Annotated in this window: 15 protein-coding genes; 5 read left to right on the top strand and 10 right to left on the bottom strand. The window is 68.1% G+C overall.

Annotated elements, in window-relative coordinates; translation table 11 throughout:
* Position 1 precedes the first annotated feature (1 nt).
* The 6 genes from GTZ93_RS33940 to GTZ93_RS33905 form a co-directional block, all read right to left on the bottom strand.
* Positions 2–631 carry a hypothetical protein gene (locus tag GTZ93_RS33940; protein ID WP_139915899.1) on the bottom strand — a complete coding sequence of 210 codons (630 nt, stop codon included), beginning with the start codon at positions 629–631 and terminating at the stop codon, positions 2–4.
* Positions 632–699: 68 nt separating this feature from the next.
* On the bottom strand, positions 700–1,479 hold the full coding sequence (locus tag GTZ93_RS33935) for a hypothetical protein (protein ID WP_139915898.1): 780 nt from the start codon (positions 1,477–1,479) through the stop codon (positions 700–702).
* Positions 1,476–1,877, bottom strand: a complete 402-nt coding sequence (locus tag GTZ93_RS33930) for a hypothetical protein (RefSeq protein WP_139915897.1) — start codon at positions 1,875–1,877, stop codon at positions 1,476–1,478. Before GTZ93_RS33930 ends, GTZ93_RS33935 begins: the two co-directional genes overlap by 4 nt.
* Before the next feature lie 77 nt (positions 1,878–1,954).
* Positions 1,955–2,605, bottom strand: a complete 651-nt coding sequence (locus tag GTZ93_RS42380; protein WP_180946244.1) for a hypothetical protein — start codon at positions 2,603–2,605, stop codon at positions 1,955–1,957.
* Positions 2,602–4,599, bottom strand: a complete 1,998-nt coding sequence (locus tag GTZ93_RS42375) for an AHH domain-containing protein (protein ID WP_186820067.1) — start codon at positions 4,597–4,599, stop codon at positions 2,602–2,604. The genes GTZ93_RS42380 and GTZ93_RS42375 overlap by 4 nt, the downstream gene beginning before the upstream one ends.
* Before the next feature lie 91 nt (positions 4,600–4,690).
* Positions 4,691–5,929 (bottom strand): styrene monooxygenase/indole monooxygenase family protein, encoded by a 1,239-nt coding sequence (locus GTZ93_RS33905; protein WP_139923439.1) that lies wholly within the window; start codon positions 5,927–5,929, stop codon positions 4,691–4,693.
* Between the two features lie 187 nt (positions 5,930–6,116).
* Between GTZ93_RS33905 and GTZ93_RS33900 the strand changes: the two genes are divergently transcribed.
* The 3 genes from GTZ93_RS33900 to GTZ93_RS33890 all read left to right on the top strand — a co-directional run bounded on the left by GTZ93_RS33900 (position 6,117) and on the right by GTZ93_RS33890 (position 9,026).
* Positions 6,117–7,208 carry a vWA domain-containing protein gene (locus GTZ93_RS33900; protein ID WP_167548552.1) on the top strand — a complete coding sequence of 364 codons (1,092 nt, stop codon included), beginning with the start codon at positions 6,117–6,119 and terminating at the stop codon, positions 7,206–7,208.
* A gap of 88 nt (positions 7,209–7,296) precedes the next feature.
* Positions 7,297–7,905: an isochorismatase family cysteine hydrolase gene (locus GTZ93_RS33895; RefSeq protein ID WP_139923437.1), complete on the top strand. Its 609-nt coding sequence runs from the start codon at positions 7,297–7,299 to the stop codon at positions 7,903–7,905.
* A gap of 89 nt (positions 7,906–7,994) precedes the next feature.
* Positions 7,995–9,026: an outer membrane protein assembly factor BamE gene (locus tag GTZ93_RS33890; RefSeq protein ID WP_139923435.1), complete on the top strand. Its 1,032-nt coding sequence runs from the start codon at positions 7,995–7,997 to the stop codon at positions 9,024–9,026.
* A 94-nt stretch (positions 9,027–9,120) separates the two neighbouring features.
* On the opposite strand, the gene GTZ93_RS33885 is transcribed toward GTZ93_RS33890, so the two are convergent.
* Positions 9,121–9,735 carry a hypothetical protein gene (locus tag GTZ93_RS33885; RefSeq protein ID WP_161663221.1) on the bottom strand — a complete coding sequence of 205 codons (615 nt, stop codon included), beginning with the start codon at positions 9,733–9,735 and terminating at the stop codon, positions 9,121–9,123.
* 376 nt (positions 9,736–10,111) lie between these two features.
* Between GTZ93_RS33885 and GTZ93_RS33880 the strand changes: the two genes are divergently transcribed.
* Positions 10,112–11,137: a lipase family protein gene (locus GTZ93_RS33880; protein ID WP_161663220.1), complete on the top strand. Its 1,026-nt coding sequence runs from the start codon at positions 10,112–10,114 to the stop codon at positions 11,135–11,137.
* Between the two features lie 24 nt (positions 11,138–11,161).
* On the opposite strand, the gene GTZ93_RS33875 is transcribed toward GTZ93_RS33880, so the two are convergent.
* Positions 11,162–13,861: a hypothetical protein gene (locus GTZ93_RS33875; protein ID WP_161663219.1), complete on the bottom strand. Its 2,700-nt coding sequence runs from the start codon at positions 13,859–13,861 to the stop codon at positions 11,162–11,164.
* Between the two features lie 164 nt (positions 13,862–14,025).
* Between GTZ93_RS33875 and GTZ93_RS33870 the strand changes: the two genes are divergently transcribed.
* Entirely contained in the window at positions 14,026–15,738 is a 1,713-nt protein-coding gene (locus GTZ93_RS33870; RefSeq protein ID WP_139919961.1) for a DUF4215 domain-containing protein, read from the top strand.
* Positions 15,739–15,794: 56 nt separating this feature from the next.
* On the opposite strand, the gene GTZ93_RS33865 is transcribed toward GTZ93_RS33870, so the two are convergent.
* Positions 15,795–17,042 (bottom strand): hypothetical protein, encoded by a 1,248-nt coding sequence (locus GTZ93_RS33865; RefSeq protein WP_139919962.1) that lies wholly within the window; start codon positions 17,040–17,042, stop codon positions 15,795–15,797.
* Positions 17,043–17,119: 77 nt separating this feature from the next.
* A complete protein-coding gene (locus tag GTZ93_RS33860) occupies positions 17,120–17,524 on the bottom strand; it encodes a hypothetical protein (RefSeq protein ID WP_139919963.1) in 405 nt (134 codons plus the stop codon).
* Between the last annotated feature and the right edge of the window lie 156 nt (positions 17,525–17,680).

Below are 17,680 nucleotides of genomic sequence, written 5' to 3'. Positions count from 1 at the left end.
GTCACTGCACGCCGGGCGCTCGAAACACCTGGCCGTTGCGGCCTTCCAACACGAGGCTGGCCTCGTCCGAGCTGCCCACTCGCAGCTCCACGCGGGCCTGGCCGCGACGGTCCACCAGGAGCAGGCCGGGCGAGCCCTCTTCATCCGCGCCCAGGATGGCGCGGGGACGTCCCGTCACGTCCGCCAGCTCCAGTCGCGACGAGCCGTCCACCTGGAGTCCCACGGAGAACAGCTCCGCGCCTCCGGACTTGGACAGCGTCAGGCGCGGCGCCTCGTCGGAGAACACCATCAGCTCCGCCAGCGACTCGCCTTCCGCCGTGGAGAAGCGCAGCCGGGGCGAGTCGTCCTCGCCCACGCCCAGCAGCGCCCGGGGACGGCCTTCGCTGTCGTTCAGCACCAGCGACGCGCCGCCGTGGCGGTTCGCTTCCAGGCTGGCCCGTGTGCGGCCCCTGGCGTCCTTGAGCACCAGTCGCGAGGCGACCAGCTCTCCCGGATGCTCCTGCGTCGCTTCGTCACGCAGGGCCGCGCTCCCCAGTCCCACCCCGGCCAGTACGAAGGCCGCGAGGGTGAGGCCCTGCCATCGTCGGAGCCGGCCTTCCAGCCGCTCCATGCGCGCGTCCAGTGAGTCCATCCCGGCGTCGCCTCCTGTCCCACCCTGGTGGGATGGCAGGAGGCTAGCAGAGGCTGGCGGGTCTCCGCTCAGCGGGGCAGGAAGAGGAGCAGGAACGTGGGCAGCGCGGCGACGAGGACGCCCACGCCGAGCGCGAGCACCATCTGGAGGAAGAAGAGGTCCTCCAGCGTCTCCTCCAACACTCCCTCCAATCGATCGATGGCCAACATCTCCAGCTCTCGCACGGCGGAAGGCACGTCCGACGACGTCAGCACCGCGCGCAGGGCGATGAGCCCCAGCACCCGGCGGGACTGGTCCATGAGGAAGCCCTCCAGCCATCCGGCACGGGAGGCCGCGGATTCGCGCTCCTCCTCGGGCTCTCGCATGCGCTCCGCCACCGACCCCTCGATTGCCCGGGTGAGCTCCGCGCGGCTGGGCGTGCTGGCCCCGCGCAACCGCCGGGCGACCTGCAGCGTCGCGGGCTTGAGGATGGCGTACGCATAGCCCATCAACCCTCGTGCGCGGACCTCGCTCGCGAGCCGTGAGCTGACCCCGTGGAGCATCCAGACGTAGCCCCCGGCTAGAGCCAGGGGCAGGGGTGTGAGCACGAAGCTCAGGTAGTTCAGCCAAGCGGGCGTCGGGGCCGCGCCTGTCCAACGCGGCGCGAGCACGAAGACGCCTGCCAGCACCAGGCCGAAGCACCCGAAGAGGAAGAAGCCCTTCAGCGCGCCCATCACGCCGGAGCCCAGCAGTGCGGGCACAATCGAGAGGAGGCTCCGCAAGCCCGCGCGGGCCATGCCTCCCATGGACTCACGCGGAGGCGCTTCGAGCGGCGCCGCGTCCCGTTGCTTCAATGCCGCGTGGCTCATGACGAGCGCTCCATCTCGGCGGTGGCCCATTGGTCCACCTGCTCCGCGGAGGGCGGCGATACCGGCACGCTGGCCTTCAGCTCGCGCCGGCGCCGCCACCACATCAGGATCGCGGCGGCACCGAAGAGCACGGCCCCCACGGCCAGCCGGGGCAGCAACCACGGAATGGGGCCGGACCGGGAGCTCTGGCGCTCCTTCCACCACGCGGTGCCGGTTCCAATCAGCGCGAGCACGCCCGGAATGGCTGCCATGCGCCACAGCGTCCCGCTGTCGGGGCCCGGCACAAGCGCCAGCAGCCCCAGGAACACTGTCGTGGTCCACAGCAGGATGCGGCCCAGCCGGAAGTTCGTCAGCCCCACCAGCACCGCCGCGACGGGCTTCGAGCCCTCACCACTCATGTTGCGTCCCCATGGGAGCGTCATCCTAGAGGGGGCGGGCCTCCGCTAAAAGCCAGCCCGGGGTGGGGCTTCCGGGCTCACGGCTGGGGGTGCCACCACAGGCCCCTCAGTCCCGACTGCTCACACGCCTGCCGCGCCTCCTCGGTGTAGCAGTAGAAGACCAGTTCGGGGACGGAGAGCACGGGAGGGAAGCCTCCGGGTGGCGGGCGGAGCACGAGCCGCTCGGCTTCCCCACGGCCTAGGAGCTCTTCGCCGCACTGGTGGAACGGCACGCCCTTCACGAAGGTGCGCTCCCGGTCGAGGCAGTCGGTCTGCTCCAGCAACTGGAGGATGACGAAGTCCTCGTTCTTCAGCGCCGGGTCCGTCACCGAGTGCCAGGTTCGCCTCCGAGGGTACCCGCTTTGCACGAGGTGCCTGATGCGTTCCGAGTAGATGACCGTGGGGATGAGGCGGTAGCGGAACGGGCCCGCTGCTTCGAGCACGCGCACCATGCGCCGGGAAAGCAGCAACAATCCCAGGGGCGCGGTGAGGAGGTGGTCGCGCCCAGCGATGCTCTCCAGGTTGCCGACGAACTCGATGACCCCGGGCGCGCCCTGCTGGCGCTGATAGTCGATGCCGGGGTCGTGGAACGTCACGTCCTCGAAACCTTCGAACTCGATGAGATCGACGTCGTAGATATCTGCATTCTCCTTGGCGTGGGAGACATCCGTCGACAATGCATACATCATGTGGTGTGTGACTCCCCGTGGGAGCGCAGCTCCAGCAAGGCCAGCTTCTTTCCCGTGAGTACCTTACCGCCGCGCTGCTCCTGGATCACCTTGATGGCCGGCTCCGGCAAGCTCCCGGATTCGATGGCTTGGCGAAGCTCGTTCTCGACCTTGAGGATGGCCTCCTCGATGACCTGCGGCGTCCACCTGGAGGACGGTCCCTTCGTGCGCAGCTTCCCTAAGGCGCCATCAAGCCTGGCGTTCACGAACTCGCTGTAGAAGGGGTGGCTGCCCGAGTGGATGAGCTGGCCCTCCACGGTGAGCCCGGAATGCATGTCGAGGATGTTCGACCCCCGGTCAATCGTATAGCCCTTGAGCCGCTCCATGGCCGTGCGGATCAGCGGGTGTTTCCGGGCAACCGCGTCGGGGATGAGGTGGTGCATGGGATGGCCGGCGGAGAGCCGGACCTCCGCCGCTGCCCGAGCCGCCGGGCCCTGGGTCTTCTCCACCCAGTCCAGGTAGTTCTTCCGGTAGCGGGTGAAGACGCTGAGGCGGAGCGTGCCCTTGCCGACCTTGAGCACCACCAGTCCGTCCTCGGTCACCGTGAGCGCTCCGTACTCGTCGCCCAGGGCCTTGCCGTGCGGACGGCTCAGCCGGTAGGGCTGGGAGCCCGTGTTCAACTTCTCCAGACGGTATCCGGCGGCCTGAAGCTCCCTCTTGAACGCGTTGAACTCCGGCGTTCCCTCCTGCGGGATGCGGCGTCCGACGAAGTCCTTGAGCTTGTCCCAGTTGGGCAGCTTCTCCAGCAGCTTCTCCAACTCGGCGTCACTGAGCGTGCGCTCGGTCAGGGTGGGCTCGGGATCTGGCGTGGAGGAGCCGCCTTCCTTGATGGCCTTCGACAGCAACGGCGTGCCGGCTCCCCAGGGATTGAAGGGAAGGGGGATTGCGGGGGCGGCGGTGATGGAGCCCGGCTGGAACACGGGGACGCCCGCGTAGGCACCGCCGGGACCCGCCGCCGCCATCATGTAGATGCGGGGTGGGGTGATCTTCACGGACGTCATCAGCTTGAGCCCACGCCCCGCGTTGGTCTTCACGCCCATCAGCGCCAGCGCCGCCATCGCGATGCTCACCAGCATCCGGAGGAAGGACTTGCTCGCCTCCTTGAGCTTCTCCGGTGAGCCGTTGGCCTCCCAGGCCTGGGTGAGCCACAGCTGCGCGTGCTTCAGGGCCTCTCCTCCGGCCTCGATGAGTCCATGGGCCCCGAACGCCGCCAGGCCCAGTTGGATGAGCGCCGCCGCGAGCTGCCCTACTCCGGTGGGCGTCGCCGCAAGGAAGGTGGACAGCGCCTCCGCGGCGATGAAGCCCACCACCATCGCGGAGATCTCCAGCCAGTTATCCAAGATGGCCTTGCCGTACTGCCCGGTGACCTCTCCGAAGTACTGGTCCGCCTGCCTCACGGAGGTGATGACGTCCTCCAGGTGCCGGGCGGCCCTGCGTGCCTGGGCCATCGCCTCGTGGGTGATGGAGCCGCTCGACACGATTCCCTGGAGCTGGTTGGCGAAGGCGATGCTCACCAGCCAGATGCGCTCGCCCGCGACCAGCCGGACGTCACCGTCGATGCGCTGGACCCCCTTGCGGCCACTCTTCACGTTCACGTGATGAATGACATTCTCGTAGAAGCGCAGGTCCCGCCCCGGTTGGATGGCCTGCCGATAGATGCGCGCGGCGATGGGCTCCAGGCGGTCCCCTGGACGGACCTGGTAGAGCGTCGCCGCGGGCTCCGGCAGCTGGGTCGTGATGCGCAAGGTCTGCAGATAGCCTTGCAGCAGGTAGCCCCCCACCACGGTGGAGACGTAGGACCAGCCAGGTGCCTGGGCATGGTCTCGGATGACGCTCACCCTCGTGCCCGGAGGCAGGGGCGCTGGCGTCAGGCAGGTGGAGCCCTTCATCTCCGCGGGAAGCGTCCGGAGGTTGGCGCCATCACCCTGGTCGATGAACCCGAACTGAATCGTCATGTTCCTCCCAGGTCTCGGGACTGAGAGGATTCAGCCACCCGGACCGGAGGTGAAGGACCGGCCGGGTGGGAATGACAAAGACTTACAGCCGCTACGCGGCGGCCGCCTGCTGGATGCGCGCCTCGGTCTCCGCAGGACTGACAATCCAAGGCCAGAAGCGCTGCGGCTCTCCGAAGTTGTCGAAGAACGTGTCGGCCAGGGGGGACATCGCCGAGGCGGCCCCCAGGTAGCGCAGCACGTGCGGCGGTGGCGGCTGGAGCAGCAGGTTGGTGAACGCGGTGATGAACTGGCCCTCCGTCCGCCAGAAGTGCTCGAAGGTCTGCTCCATCCAGTCCGGGGTGAAGGGCTGGTCGCCGTGCTCGAGGATGGCCTGCGTCATCGCGTGCGCCTGCTTCGACGCGCTGTTGAGCCCCTGGCCGGCGATGGGGTCGTTGAGCATGACGACATCCCCCATCCCCATCACCGTGCGTCCCGAGGGCAGCCGCCCCACCGGCTTGCGCACCGTGGGCGTGAACGCGCCGGTGAGCCAGGAGGACTCGTCCACGATGGAGGCGCCCTCCAGCCGCTCCGCCACCCACGGTGAGAAGTCCCGCAGCACCTGCTTCATCCGCTCCATCGCCTCCCTCGCGGTGCTCACGCCGCCGAAGCGGTCCAACCCCTGGCCGGGGATGGCCTCCAGCAGGAGGCAGTTCAGCGGGCCCCGGATGCGGTCGAAGTACGGCATGGCGAAGTACTCGCCGTGGCCCGCCGTCAGGATGAACTTGAGCGCGGGGTAGGGCGTCTCGTGCAGCGGCTTCATGCCGGTGACAATCATTGCCGCCAGGTTCCGCGGCGGCTGCGTGTGGACGCTGCGCTCGGCGTCCCGTTCGAACAGCCGCGTGAAGCTGTTGCGGCCCGTCGTCACCACCACCAGGTCATGCCCGGGCGCGAGCGCCTCCAGCGCTTCCACGTCCACGTCCCGCACCACCACGGTGCCTCCGCGCCGCTCGAACTCCGCGAGCCAGCGGGAGTACTTCGCCCGCAGGTCCAGGGACTTGCCTGGATTCAGGATACGCCCCTGGACCCGGAGCGCCCGCTGGCCCGGCGCCGCGCAGACGTCCAGGTCCCCGCCTCGGGCGGACTCCCCCGGGCCCGTCCAGAAGTCGAGCCCCAGCTCCTGCTCGTACCGGTGGGCGCGGCCGAAGAGGTAGGTGGTCGCGGCGAGCCGGGCGTTGAAGATCTGCTCGGGCGTGCGGTCCGAGTAGACGGTGACCGCGTAGCCCTTCTCCAACAGGCCGAAGCCGAGCTGCAGACCCGCCTGGCCCGCTCCGATGATGCCGATGTTCCTCATGGTCCCCCCTGGGTGGTGTCCGGGCGTCACGCCCTGCCAGGACACTACGAAACGAGGGCCCCTTCCTGGCAACGCACGGCGGTACGAGGCCGCCCGGAAAACGACGCCCCGAAGCCCCCTTCCATGTCAGACCCCGCGAGTACTGTTCCTCTTGTCGCAGCGAGAAACGAACGAGGGGGAACACGTCATGGCGAGTTCTGTGATTGATAACCGCGTCGAGGTCGTCTTCAGCTTTGACACCACGGGCAGCATGTATCCGTGTCTCGCGCAGGTGCGGAAGAAGCTGGGGGCCGCGGTGGCCCGGCTCACGAAGGAGATCCCTGGCATCCGCATCGGCATCATCGCGCACGGCGATTACTGTGACGCGAAGTCCACCTACGTGACCAAGGCGTTGGACCTCACGGACGACGCCAAGGCCATCACCCGCTTCGTGGAGAAGGTGGGCCAGACGGGCGGCGGTGACGCGCCGGAGTGCTACGAATTGGTGCTGCACGAGGCCCGGAGCCTGTCCTGGACGGAGGGCTACACGAAGGCGTTCGTGCTCATTGGGGACGACGTGCCGCACCCGCCCCAGCACAACCCCAAGAAGCTGGACTGGCGCAAGGAGGTGGCCGCGCTGGGGGAGCAGGGCGTGCCTGTGTATGGCGTCCAGGCGCTGAACCGCCGTCACGCGACGTCGTTCTACAAGGAGCTGGCGGAGAAGTCGGGCGGCTTCCACCTGAGCCTGGATCAGTTCTCACACATCACCGACATGCTGCTGGCCGTCTGCTACAAGCAGTCCTCGGACTCGCAACTCCAGGCATACGAAGCGGAGGTGTCCCGCGAGGGCCGCATGAACCGCGGCCTGAACGCGATGTTCAACACGATGCTCAAGCGGACCGCGTCCACGCTCTTCGGTGAGACGGACCTGCGCGCGGTGCCGCCGGGCCGCTTCCAGGTGCTGGAGGTGGAAGGGGACAGCGCCATCAAGGAGTTCGTGACGGAGAACGGCCTGGGCTTCAAGACGGGCCGCGGCTTCTACGAGTTCACCAAGACGGAGACCATCCAGGGCCGCAAGGAGGTTGTGCTGATGGACCGCAAGTCCGGCGACCTCTACAGCGGCGAGCGCGCGCGGGAGATGCTCGGCCTACCTACAGGGGAGACGGTGCGCATCCGGCCCGCGAGCCTGGAGAAGTACGTCGTCTTCGTCCAGAGCACGTCCGCCAACCGCAAGCTCAAGGGCGGCACGAAGTTCCTCTACGAAGTGGAGGACTGGGACGGCGCTCGCGCCGCGGCCTGAGCGGGGGATGGCTTGACGGCCTGTTGGAATGACTGACAAACATGGCGGGCGTCCGGAATGGTCCGGTCCCCTTGCCTCGGAGTCCGCCATGTTGCTCGACCCTTCAACCACCGCCGTGTTGTTGATTGAGTACCAGAACGAGTTCGCCACCGAAGGCGGGGTCCTGCACCCGGCCGTGAAGGGCGTGATGGCCGAAACGAAGATGCTGGAGAACACCCTCGCGGTGGTGCGGGCCGCCCGGGCGAAGGGCGTGACGGTGATGCACGCGCCCATCACCTTCGCGGAAGGCTACGGCGAGCTGACCCGGCACCCCTACGGCATCCTGAAGGGCGTGGTGGACGGGAAGGCGTTCGTGAAGGGCAGCTGGGGGGCGCAGATCATCGACGCGCTGGCGCCGCAGAAGGGCGACATCGTGGTGGAAGGCAAGCGCGGCCTGGACACCTTCGCCAGCACCAACCTGGACTTCATCCTGCGCAGCAAGGGCATCAAGACGGTGGTGATTGGCGGCTTCCTCACCAACTGCTGTGTCGAGTCGACCATGCGCACCGCGTACGAGCACGGCTTCGACGTCATCACCCTCACGGACTGCGCCGCCGCCACCTCGGCGGAGGAGCACCGCAACGCGCTCAAGTATGACTTCCCCATGTTCTCGCGCCCCATGCCGTCGTCGGAAGTGATTGGCATGCTGGGGGCGTAGGGCCGGAGGAGAGCAGTGCGAACCCCCTTGCGGCCGTGCGTGCGACGCCACTAGAAGCACGCCGTTGCCTGACCCGAGGGGGTTTTCGCGTGTATCGAAAGAATGTTCTCAGCGCCGTGTTCGCGCTGGGGTTGTTGACGGCGATGGGGGCCCAGGCCGAGGTGCTGTACGCCCAGGCCAATTTCCTTTTGAACAAGAACCAGCTCTCCGCGGTGAACTACCGCGGCAAGGGCGCGGCCATCCCCGTGGGGGCGAAGGTCGCGGTCCTCGAGCGGGACAGCGACGAGGTCCGCTGCAAGGTCATCGAGTCCGGCGCCGAGTTCCGGTTCGTGACGCACCGGAGCCTGGGCAAGCCCATCAACGTGCTGTTCGCCGGCTTCTTCGCCGAGCAGGACCCGGCCTCGCGCATCGCCGCGCTGACGCCCGAGGAGCAGAAGCAGGTCCGCGCCGGTGAGCTGGCCCGGGGCATGTCTCGCGAGGCCGTGCTGCTGACGGCCGGTCCGCCGCCGCCGCACCGCACGCCGTCGCTCCAGAGCACCCGCTGGACGTACTGGAGCTCGAAGTTCTCCACGTTCGAGGTCGAGTTCGGCCCGGACGGCAAGGTCGTGCGGGTGGGCGACGAGCCCGCGGCCGCCCCGGCCCCCGCGCCCGTGGTGGAGAAGACCTACTACCACGCGACCGCGAACTTCCATTTCGAGGACGGCACCGTGTCCTGGGTCAACTACCTCAAGGGCCCCATCATCCCGTTCAACGCGAAGGTGGAGGTGCTGGACAAGGGTTCCTCCTCCGTGAAGTTCAAGGTCGTGGAGACCGGCGCGGAGCTCGAGTTCACCAACGACTCGCGCTCGGGTTCGGAGACCTGGAAGCTGTTCCAGGCTTCGTTCGCGCCGGACGACCAGGCCGCGAAGCTGGATGCGCTGTCGGTGGATGACCGCAAGAAGGTCTCCGCGTCGGAAGTGGAGCCCGGCATGAGCCGCGAGGCCGTGCGCATGGCGTGGGGCCCTCCGCCCGCGCATGAGACGCCGTCGTTCCAGTCCAGCACCTGGACCTACTGGAAGTCGAAGACGTCCAAGGTGCGGGTGAAGTTCGGCAAGGACGACAAGGTCGCCACCATCGAGTAGCGCGGCGGCTGGACGTCCGTGACGACACGAAAAAGGGGTGACGGCTCATCGCCGTCACCCCTTTTTTCATCACCGCGTCAGGCTGCGCGGCGGACTACTCCATCGTCGGGACCTGGCTCATGCCGGCCGTCGGGTCCTGCTGCGGCCCCTGGGCCAGGGACAGCACGCTGGTCGCGACGTCGCTCACCGCACCGACCGCGCCGCCCACCGCGCCCACGGCGCCACCCACCGCGCCCGCGGCGCCACCCACCGCGCCCGCGACGCCCTGCACGCCCTCAGCGACACCCTGCACGCCCTGCGTGATGCCCTGCACCAGCTGCGCGATGCTGCTCAGCACGGTGGCGGCGCCCTCCAGCAGCTCGCCCAGCTTCGCGGCCTTGCCTCCGAGGCTGCCAGCCGCGTCGAAGCCGTCCTGCTTCAGGCTCGACAGCTTGTCGGACATCTTGCCGCCCACCTTCCCGAAGGGGGAGGCATCCGCGGCGCCCGGAAGGCTCGGCGTGGTGGGCTTGGAGACGGAGGACGGCAGGTCGGGCGTGTTGGGCTTGGAGAGGGAGGACGGCTGGTTGGGCGTGGTGGGCTTGGAGGTGGCGGACGGCTGCGTCGGGGTGGTCGGCTTGGAGGTCGCGGACGGCTGGGTGGGGGAGGTGGTGGGCTTGGAGGCGGTGGACGGGATGGAGGGGGTGGAGCGACCAGCGGAGCGGATGGCCATGACGTGTCTCTTTTCTGGAAGGGGAGTGAGTGTTGCTTTCAGCGACGAGGACACCCATAGCAGCGGGCATGCCAACGCCCCGGACCCCTCAGTGCACGCGCAAGTCGTTGATCTTGCTGGGAGCGCATGAGGCACGGCCCCGGTCCATGGGCTTGCGCCTGGTGACTGCCGTCAGGCGTTGATGTTTCCAGTCACCAGGGGCGGCCTTGCGTCGGGCGTCGCGTCGACCGACGCGTCGAAGGCGCGCGTGAACCCCCTTGTCGCGAGGGCCTCCGAGGGACGCCGCGTGCGGCATGGGCGCTGCAATCGGTGCTTGGGCAACGGATGGCGACAGGCGTCGCCCCGTTCCACCCGCAACACCTTCCTGGAGCCGACCATGACGACCTCAACCGTTGCCGCTGTCCGTCCGCAGCCGAGCCTGCATGCCACGCCACCCGAGCCCGTGCTGGACGCGACCCAGGTGCTGGGCATGGGGCAGGGCGTGGTCGCGGCCTACGCCGCCTTCAATGGCAAGGAGTACTCCGTGCCCTCGGGCTGGACGCAGGCGGACACCCTCACGGCGTGGGTGCCGCAGAAGGGCGGCGTCGCGGAGGCGTTCGGCCTGTGGTTCACCTCCAACGCGGATTCGACCACGGCGATGCTGGCGCTGCGCGGAACCGTGACGTCGGCGGACACGAGCGCGGACGAGCAGTACGCCACTACGTCCTTCGCGCCGTACTCCGGGACGTCCCTGTCGCCGGTGCCTCAGGTGCACAGCGGGTTCTGGGGCATCTACACCGGCACGAGCACCTCCGTGACGCAGTCGATGCAGGCGCAGGTGTTCGCGTGGCTGAAGGCGAACAACATCCAGACGCTCTACGTGACGGGCCACAGCCTGGGCGGGAGCCTGGCGGAGTTGCTGGCGTTGGACCTGGCGGTGAGCCAGCCGTCCCTGAGCGTGACGACCGTCACGTTCGCGGCGCCGAAGGCCGGGCTCGCGGATTCGTGGGGGACGGCTTACGCCCGATACGTCACGAGTCCGGCGACGGTGCGCGTGGTCAACCAGTACGACGTGGTGCCCACGCTGCCGCCGTCGTGGCTGGCGCCCAACTACACGCAGGTCGGTGTGGAGTTCGACGTGCTCTTCTACAACACGCTGGGAGACACCAGCACGCAGGAGGCGACCATCCGGCACGAGATGGACAACTACCTCACCGTGCTGACCCAGGCGCTGCCCGCCACGCCCCAGCTCTACGTGGGCCCCTTCTCGGATGGCGTCTACACGGACAGCAACGGCAACCCGCTCCAGGACACCAGTGTGGCGCCCACCGCGGATGCCGTGGCCAACGCGCAGGCGTCCGCGAAGGCCCTGCCTCAGCGCCCGGTGGCCCAGCCTCCGGGCCGTCAGGTGGCGAAGAAGTAGGGCCCTCGTCCGTTCCAGCCCCGCTCACTTCTTCCGGGTGGGGTTGGCCTTCCGGGCGGGGACGGACTTGGGCGCGGTGGGGGGCACGGGCGCCTGGGCGACGATTTCGAACGGATAGGCATACGTCTTGGACGCGCCCTGGGATTGGATCATCCGCCAGCGGTGCGCGGGCTGACGGGTCTCGAAGTCGAGCATGAAGGTCGCGTCATCGAAGTCCGTCCGCTTCGTCAGGACCGAGGCCACCGGGCGGTTCTCCGCGTCGTCGAACACCGCGGAGAAACCCTCCTGGTCCGTGCCGTGACTCTGGATGCGGATGCGGCCCGGCTCGATGAGCTCGACCTTGAAGCGGCCTCCCGCCAGCAGGGCCTCCGTATGCAGGCTCAGGGCCGTGGGGGATGACGCGACCCACTTCTCATGCAAGGCGAAGGAGAGCTGCCCCTTGAGCCTCGTCAGGGGGACCCGCTCCAACTGGTGGGGGATGTAGTCCCGGAGCGTGAAGCTCTGGCTCCGCCCGGGCGAGAACGTGGTGTTCCATTTGAGCTGCCGGCCATAGCCGTTGTTCCAGACGTACCGGTCATCCTCATCGACCGCCTCGATGTCCGCCGCGCGCAGGCGCGTCCCGTCCGCGAAGTCCGCTTCGAGCAGCTCCAGCGTGACGGGTGTCTCCGCTTGCGCGAAGGCCTCCTGCACGTCGTCCGGCCAGGAGAACTCGACATCCCCGCGGAAGACACCGTCGGTCATCAGCCAGGCGTGGAACGGCGAGGCAGGGGCGTTCGGCGGGAGCGCCGCGGGGAGCGCGTCCTTCTTCACGGCGCCATTGAACGACGCGGTCCTCTTCGCGACCGACTCCGGGGACATGAGGTGTTGCTCGAACAGGGATTGATCGATCAGCGCGAGCGGAAGCTCCTTGGCGTCCCTGGCCGTGGCGTTCCCAGCGGGGAAGGGCGGCGTGAGCGTGAAGGGCCGGGTGTACGGCGTGGTCGCGTCCACCAGGACGAGCTCTATCTGCGCGGGCCTTCCTTCCACGGTGAACAGCGGCGCGTCGGGAGACAGCACGCCGAAGAGGGGGAGCGACAGGACCATGGTGAGGCCCGGGCGTGCCTCGGACCTGAGGTACTTCCCCTCCGCGTTCAGGGCCCGCACCGCGAGCACCGTCGGCGGCGTGCCCTCGCTCCCCAACTGGAAGGTCAGGGTGCCCAGGTGGATGCGCAGTCCCTCCACGAACAGCTTCCCGTCGGGAAAGGTCTGCTCCGCCCGGGCAAAGGGCGCCGCGAAGGGGATGCGGATGCTCCGGATCCGCGTAGGCACATGCACCGTGACCGAACCCGAGATGGCCGGCAGCGTCTGGGCGTCCACACCGGGCTTGAGCGCGAACTGGGCGTGGTGGGACGCCACCTGACCGCGAGAGGTGTTCTGTCCCGAGAGGTCCTCCCCAACCTTCATCCCGTCCGGGCTCGCGGCCAGCGGACCACACAGGGGGCGGTGGAGCTCCGGTTGCTGGATGCGCAGCTCCATCAGCTTGCGTCGCGCGAGGACTGGGACGTAGTCGCGGGGCTGGCAGACACGGGCGGTCAGCTGGAGGTGGTCGGACTCGGGGGTGATGAACGAGGCGCGCAGGGACGTGAACGCAAGGCGCAGCTTCTGCGTCTCGTCCAGGTCCTGCCCCTTCCCGAGGCCGCAGTCGTCACCGGAGAGGGCGAGGAAGGACTCGGGCGTCAGCGTCTCCGGGTAGGACACCGTGTCCTCGGGTGAAAGCAGGTCGTCCTCGCGGAGGTCCTCCAGGCTCTCCGAGGGCAGCGGCTCGTCGCTGAAGGGAGAGAAGGCCCGCCGGAGCATGGTGGACTGCTCGCGCAGGGAGTTCACGTCGAAGGTGATGCGCAGGACGTCCTTGCTGGCCTGGAGCTTCGTGGAGGAGGCCACCACGGTCCGCAGCGCCGACTCGCTGGTGGTCACGCGCTCCCAGAGCGCCTGGATGCGTTCGGGGTGGGGGCCGATGAACTCCACGTCCGCCCGGATGGCACCGCTCGCGTCCGCTCGGGCGGCGAAGGAGATCCGCCGGGCGGCATCCGTCGCCTGGAACTGCTGGATGGCCAGCATCAGGAGCCCTGGGACGAACGGCTCCAGGACCGGGCCCACCTCGACGCCCGCCTGGGCGATGAACAGCGGATCCATCTTCTGGCTGGGCTCCCGGGCGAGCCGTGCCGACACGTCCGCCGCGAGCGCCGGAGGCACGAACGCGAGGAGCTGCTTCGTCTTGAGCAGCCGAAGAGGGCCCTGGCGCTGACACGTCTCCGGGTCGATGAGGACGTAGTCGCCTTCCTTCGTGGCTTCAATGAGCCGCGCCGTCTGGAGGACCTCCAGCGCCGCGTCCTCCGGGCCATGGGAGGCGAACATGCGGAAGGGCACCGTTCCGCCAGGGGTCTCCATCAATCCCGCGGCGAACGACGAGAACGTGTCTAGGACGAGGGCCCGGTGCCGGGGCGGGATGGTCCCCAGCTTCAGCAGGTGCTGCTCCGCGGACTCGACCGCGTCCTTCCAGGTTGGATCCGCGCTCGCGGTCTTCAGCAGCCGCAGGTTGAGGGCCACCGTCGCGGTCGGCTCGCCGTCCGTCGCGAGCGTCAGCAGCCGGTGGTCCGCATTCGAAGGCGTGGTGTCGCGGCCGCTGGCACACCCCACGAGGAGGAGCACGCTCAGGCAAAGAATGACGTTCTTCAGGTCAGGCATCCGAGAGGTCCTGGGTGTGTGTGACTCGCAGTATGGAATCGCTTGGGTTTCGAGACAAACAAAAGCCAGCAACCCTTTGACACCTGCGTTCAGGGCTCACAGCATGCGCGCTCCGTATGACAAACAAGACCCAGAATGGCTCTCGCCAATCCCTGTTGGCGCGAATGTTTTGCGCCGCCCTCCTGCTCTCACTCGCGGCCTGTGGAGATGACACCACTCCGGGTTCCGACGCAGGGACCCGGCCCGATGCCTCGACCGGGATCCAGGACGCCGGCTCCGAGATGGACGCCGGGGCGGATGCGGGGACGGAGCCCGAAGACGACGCCGGCTCGGACGCCGGGACGCTGCCCGATGATGACGCGGGCACGGACGCGGGCATGGACGCAGGGGCGCTGGACGCGGGTCCTGAGGACGCGGGCACCACCGATGCCGGCACCGACCCTGTCGACGCGGGTTCCCCGGTCATCTGTGGTGACGGAAAGAAGGAGGGCAGCGAGGGATGTGACGACGGGAACACCACGAGCGGCGATGGCTGCAGCGCGAGCTGCCAGGTCGAGCCGGGGTGGAACTGCGGCGCCGGTGGCCTGAGGTGCCACGCCGCGAGCTGCGGCGACGGCATCATCGCGGCCCCGGAGGAATGCGAGGACGGCAACAGGGACAACGGCGATGGCTGTAACGCCACCTGCCGGCTGGAGCAAGGATACGCGTGCCACGTCGTGGGCAAGCAGTGCACGAAGACGACCTGCGGCGATGGCAAGGTGGAAGGCACCGAGCAGTGCGACGACGGCAACCACGACCTGGGCGATGGTTGCTCGCCGCTGTGTCAGCGGGAGCCCCGCTGCGTGAATGGGATTTGTGATGCCCTCTGTGGCGACGGCATCCTCACGGCCGGAGAGGCGTGCGACGACGGCAACCTGCGCGACTTCGACGGCTGCTCCTCGACCTGTCAAATCGAGGAGGGCTTCGTCTGCGTCCTTTCAGAGCCCTTGTCCACGTTGCGTCTCCCCATCGTCTACCGCGACTTTCGGGGGAATGACCTGCCCAATGGCCACGTCGACTTCCAGAACGCGAACGGGCAGGAGACAGGCATCGTCCAGGCCACCCTGGGCCCGGCCGGCAAGCCCGTCTATGCCAAGACAGGTGTGTTCTCCGCCACGACGCATGGGCAGACGAACTTCGACCAATGGTTTCGCGACGCGACCAACGTCAACCTGACCGTCGTTTCCACGCTGCCCCTATCGCGGACCTCTTCTCCCAGCACCCTCACCTATCTGTTCGAGGACACGTCCTTCTTCCCGCTCGACGGCAAGGGCTGGGTGGCCGAGGGGCAGGAGACGACGCGTCCGGACAGCACGGGAGCACCGCACAACTACAGCTTCACCAGCGAGACGCGTTTCTGGTTCGTGTACACGGGCCAGGGGCAACTCGTCTTCACGGGAGACGATGACGTCTGGGTCTTCATCAACGGGAAGCTCGCCATCGACCTGGGAGGAGTTCACACCAGCATGACCTCGACCGTGGACCTCGCGGGCCGGGCGTCCGCGTTGGGCCTCCAGCCAGACGGTATCTATGAGGTCGCCGTGTTCCAGGCGGAACGCTTCACCACGGGCTCGAGCTACAAGCTGCAACTCTCCTCGTTCCTGCCGGCCAACCAGTCCAGGGTGTGCATCTCCGCCTGCGGCAATGGCAGGCTGGACGAGGGCGAGGAGTGCGACGACGGCTCGAACCAGGGGGGCTACGGGCAATGCGCCCCGGGCTGCCTGCTCGGCATCCGCTGTGGCGACGGGGTCGTGCAATTCAACCAGGGCGAGCAATGCGACGACGGAAACACCGTCAGCCGCGACGGCTGCAGCGCCACCTGCATGCTGGAGCTATAGCCGCCCCGGAAGTGCGTTCCGGGGCGGGCCAGTCGCGCCTGGACCGACGGCGGACGTCAGTCGTTGTTCGCGGCGGGCTTCACGCCGCCGTAGAACGCGCCGTAGGGCTGGAGTGACCAGAGCGCCGCGCCCCACCGCTCGTAGAGTTTGAGGGTGCCGGGCTGGAACATCGTGTCGTAGTAGCAGCCCGCCACCCCGTTCCCCAGCTTCAGCTGGGGGCTGCCGGTGAGCAGGCGCGGGCCGGCGCCAGGCTGCTGGAGCGTGGCCACCTGGGGCGAATAGTCAGGATCGCTGCCGCCGTACGGGTACGGGTATTGGAAGACGTTGCAGGACACGCCACCGTTGGGCTCGCAGAGGTTCTTGTAGTCCGCGTAGGACACCTCCTGTCCCAGGAAGCCGGCGTTGAGCGCCTCCGTGCCGAAGTGGGCCAGCGTGGCGCCGTCCGGAATGCGCATGACGTGCGCATAGGGCGTCAGGACCCAGTAGGCCTTCCTCACGAAGTTGGGCGTCACGAAGATGGGCGGGATGGAGCAGTCATCACTGCGCTGGAAGTGGGTGAAGAAGCGCCACTCGCTGCCGGACACATAGAGCTCCGGCGTCCCCCACGGGTCGCTGCCCACCGCCACGCGGTAGCCGTTCGTGTAGTACTGATTGTCCCAGGGCTTGCGGGGCACCGGGGCCATGTAGCCATACACCTCTCCGCCCCAGCGGTTGAAGACACGCACGTGGGGACCGCCGCCCGGGCCCGGGATGGTGACAATCTCCGAGACGTTGTCACGCGTGACATCGCCCGCGCCCAGCCGCACGCCTCCGGTGAAGCCGGGGTCGTAGGCCCAGAACTCGTTGATGAGCGTGGGCGTGCCCACCGCCTTCCACACGCGGACCAGCGGGCCCATGCCCCGTCCCGGCGCGGTGATGATTTCATCGAAGCCGTCGCCGTCCACGTCGCCGGTGGTGACGAAGACGCCGCCCCGGAAGTTCGAGTCGTAGGCGAAGAACTCCCGCAGCACGCTGCCCGTGTTGACGTCGAACACGCGGACCAGGGGCCCTCCGCCCTCGCTGGTGCCGGTGACGGCGTCCGGGCGCCAGTTCGTCGTCACCCGGCCCGTCGCCATCTCCACGCCCACGCTCATGGACGATTCGTAGGCGTAGAAGGACACCCAGTTGGTGTTGGAGTTGGGGTCGAACGTCTTCACCGCCGGCCCACCGCCAGGACCGGCGCCGGTGGCGTACAGCGGGGTGTTGGGCTTCGCGCCCGCCGTCGTGGTGACGGTGAGCGCCGCGAACAGCAACCATCGATACATGTGCGCCTCCAGAAGGATTCAGCGGGTGTCGCCGGGAATCATTCTGGAAAGGGCTGACATGCAGGGCGGCCTGTCCCTCAGTCTTCGATGTCCGTCTTCTTCCACGTCTGGTGGTTGAGGCGGGGATCGTGGTTCGGGTCGTAGTTCGGGTCGTTTGAAGGTACGTACTGGCCGTTGCTGTTCATCCAGTACGGGTTCGCGCCCGTTTGCACCTGGTAGCGCTGACCGTCGCCCGGATTGCGCACCGTCTCCTCGTCCTTGAGGGAGTTCACGAAGCGGTGGTGCATGCGGTCCGACGCGGCGTTGGCCTGCGCGTAGGTCGCCGCGATGGCCTGGTGGATGGCGTCGTTCTTCTCGTGGAAGGTGCGCTGCTGGGCCTCGAAGGCAGCCTTGTTGGCCTGCACGTTGACGTTGCCCGGGCCGCTCATGGCTGCCTTGCCATTGTCCAGGACCCAGTTGTCCGGCAGTGGCAGGCACCCCATCTCCAGGAACTGGTTGTCCAGCAGCTTGTGCAGGACGAGCCTCCCGCTGGGCTCCGCCCGCGCCTGGGCCGACGATGAGTCCTCCTTGCCTCCGCTCGTCCCGCTCGCATCTGCTCAAGCGGGCCCCATGTATGTCGAAGCGCCGGGCCGGGGCTT

The sequence above is a fragment of the Corallococcus exiguus genome, assembly GCF_009909105.1.
Lineage (GTDB): Bacteria > Myxococcota > Myxococcia > Myxococcales > Myxococcaceae > Corallococcus > Corallococcus exiguus.
The sequence above is the reverse complement of the archived record's forward strand: the minus strand, read 5'-3'. Positions and strand labels throughout refer to the sequence as shown.

Bases quoted from the DNA above. Each gene is read 5' to 3' on its own strand.
- GTZ93_RS33940 (WP_139915899.1), bottom strand. From the start codon at position 631: ATGGACTCACTGGACGCGCGCATGGAGCGGCTGGAAGGCCGGCTCCGA.
- GTZ93_RS33935 (WP_139915898.1), bottom strand. From the start codon at position 1,479: ATGAGCCACGCGGCATTGAAGCAACGGGACGCGGCGCCGCTCGAAGCG.
- GTZ93_RS33930 (WP_139915897.1), bottom strand. From the start codon at position 1,877: ATGAGTGGTGAGGGCTCGAAGCCCGTCGCGGCGGTGCTGGTGGGGCTG.
- GTZ93_RS42380 (WP_180946244.1), bottom strand. From the start codon at position 2,605: ATGATGTATGCATTGTCGACGGATGTCTCCCACGCCAAGGAGAATGCA.
- GTZ93_RS42375 (WP_186820067.1), bottom strand. From the start codon at position 4,599: ATGACGATTCAGTTCGGGTTCATCGACCAGGGTGATGGCGCCAACCTC.
- GTZ93_RS33905 (WP_139923439.1), bottom strand. From the start codon at position 5,929: ATGAGGAACATCGGCATCATCGGAGCGGGCCAGGCGGGTCTGCAGCTC.
- GTZ93_RS33900 (WP_167548552.1), top strand. From the start codon at position 6,117: ATGGCGAGTTCTGTGATTGATAACCGCGTCGAGGTCGTCTTCAGCTTT.
- GTZ93_RS33895 (WP_139923437.1), top strand. From the start codon at position 7,297: ATGTTGCTCGACCCTTCAACCACCGCCGTGTTGTTGATTGAGTACCAG.
- GTZ93_RS33885 (WP_161663221.1), bottom strand. From the start codon at position 9,735: ATGGCCATCCGCTCCGCTGGTCGCTCCACCCCCTCCATCCCGTCCACC.
- GTZ93_RS33880 (WP_161663220.1), top strand. From the start codon at position 10,112: ATGACGACCTCAACCGTTGCCGCTGTCCGTCCGCAGCCGAGCCTGCAT.
- GTZ93_RS33875 (WP_161663219.1), bottom strand. From the start codon at position 13,861: ATGCCTGACCTGAAGAACGTCATTCTTTGCCTGAGCGTGCTCCTCCTC.
- GTZ93_RS33870 (WP_139919961.1), top strand. From the start codon at position 14,026: ATGTTTTGCGCCGCCCTCCTGCTCTCACTCGCGGCCTGTGGAGATGAC.
- GTZ93_RS33865 (WP_139919962.1), bottom strand. From the start codon at position 17,042: ATGTATCGATGGTTGCTGTTCGCGGCGCTCACCGTCACCACGACGGCG.
- GTZ93_RS33860 (WP_139919963.1), bottom strand. From the start codon at position 17,524: ATGGGGTGCCTGCCACTGCCGGACAACTGGGTCCTGGACAATGGCAAG.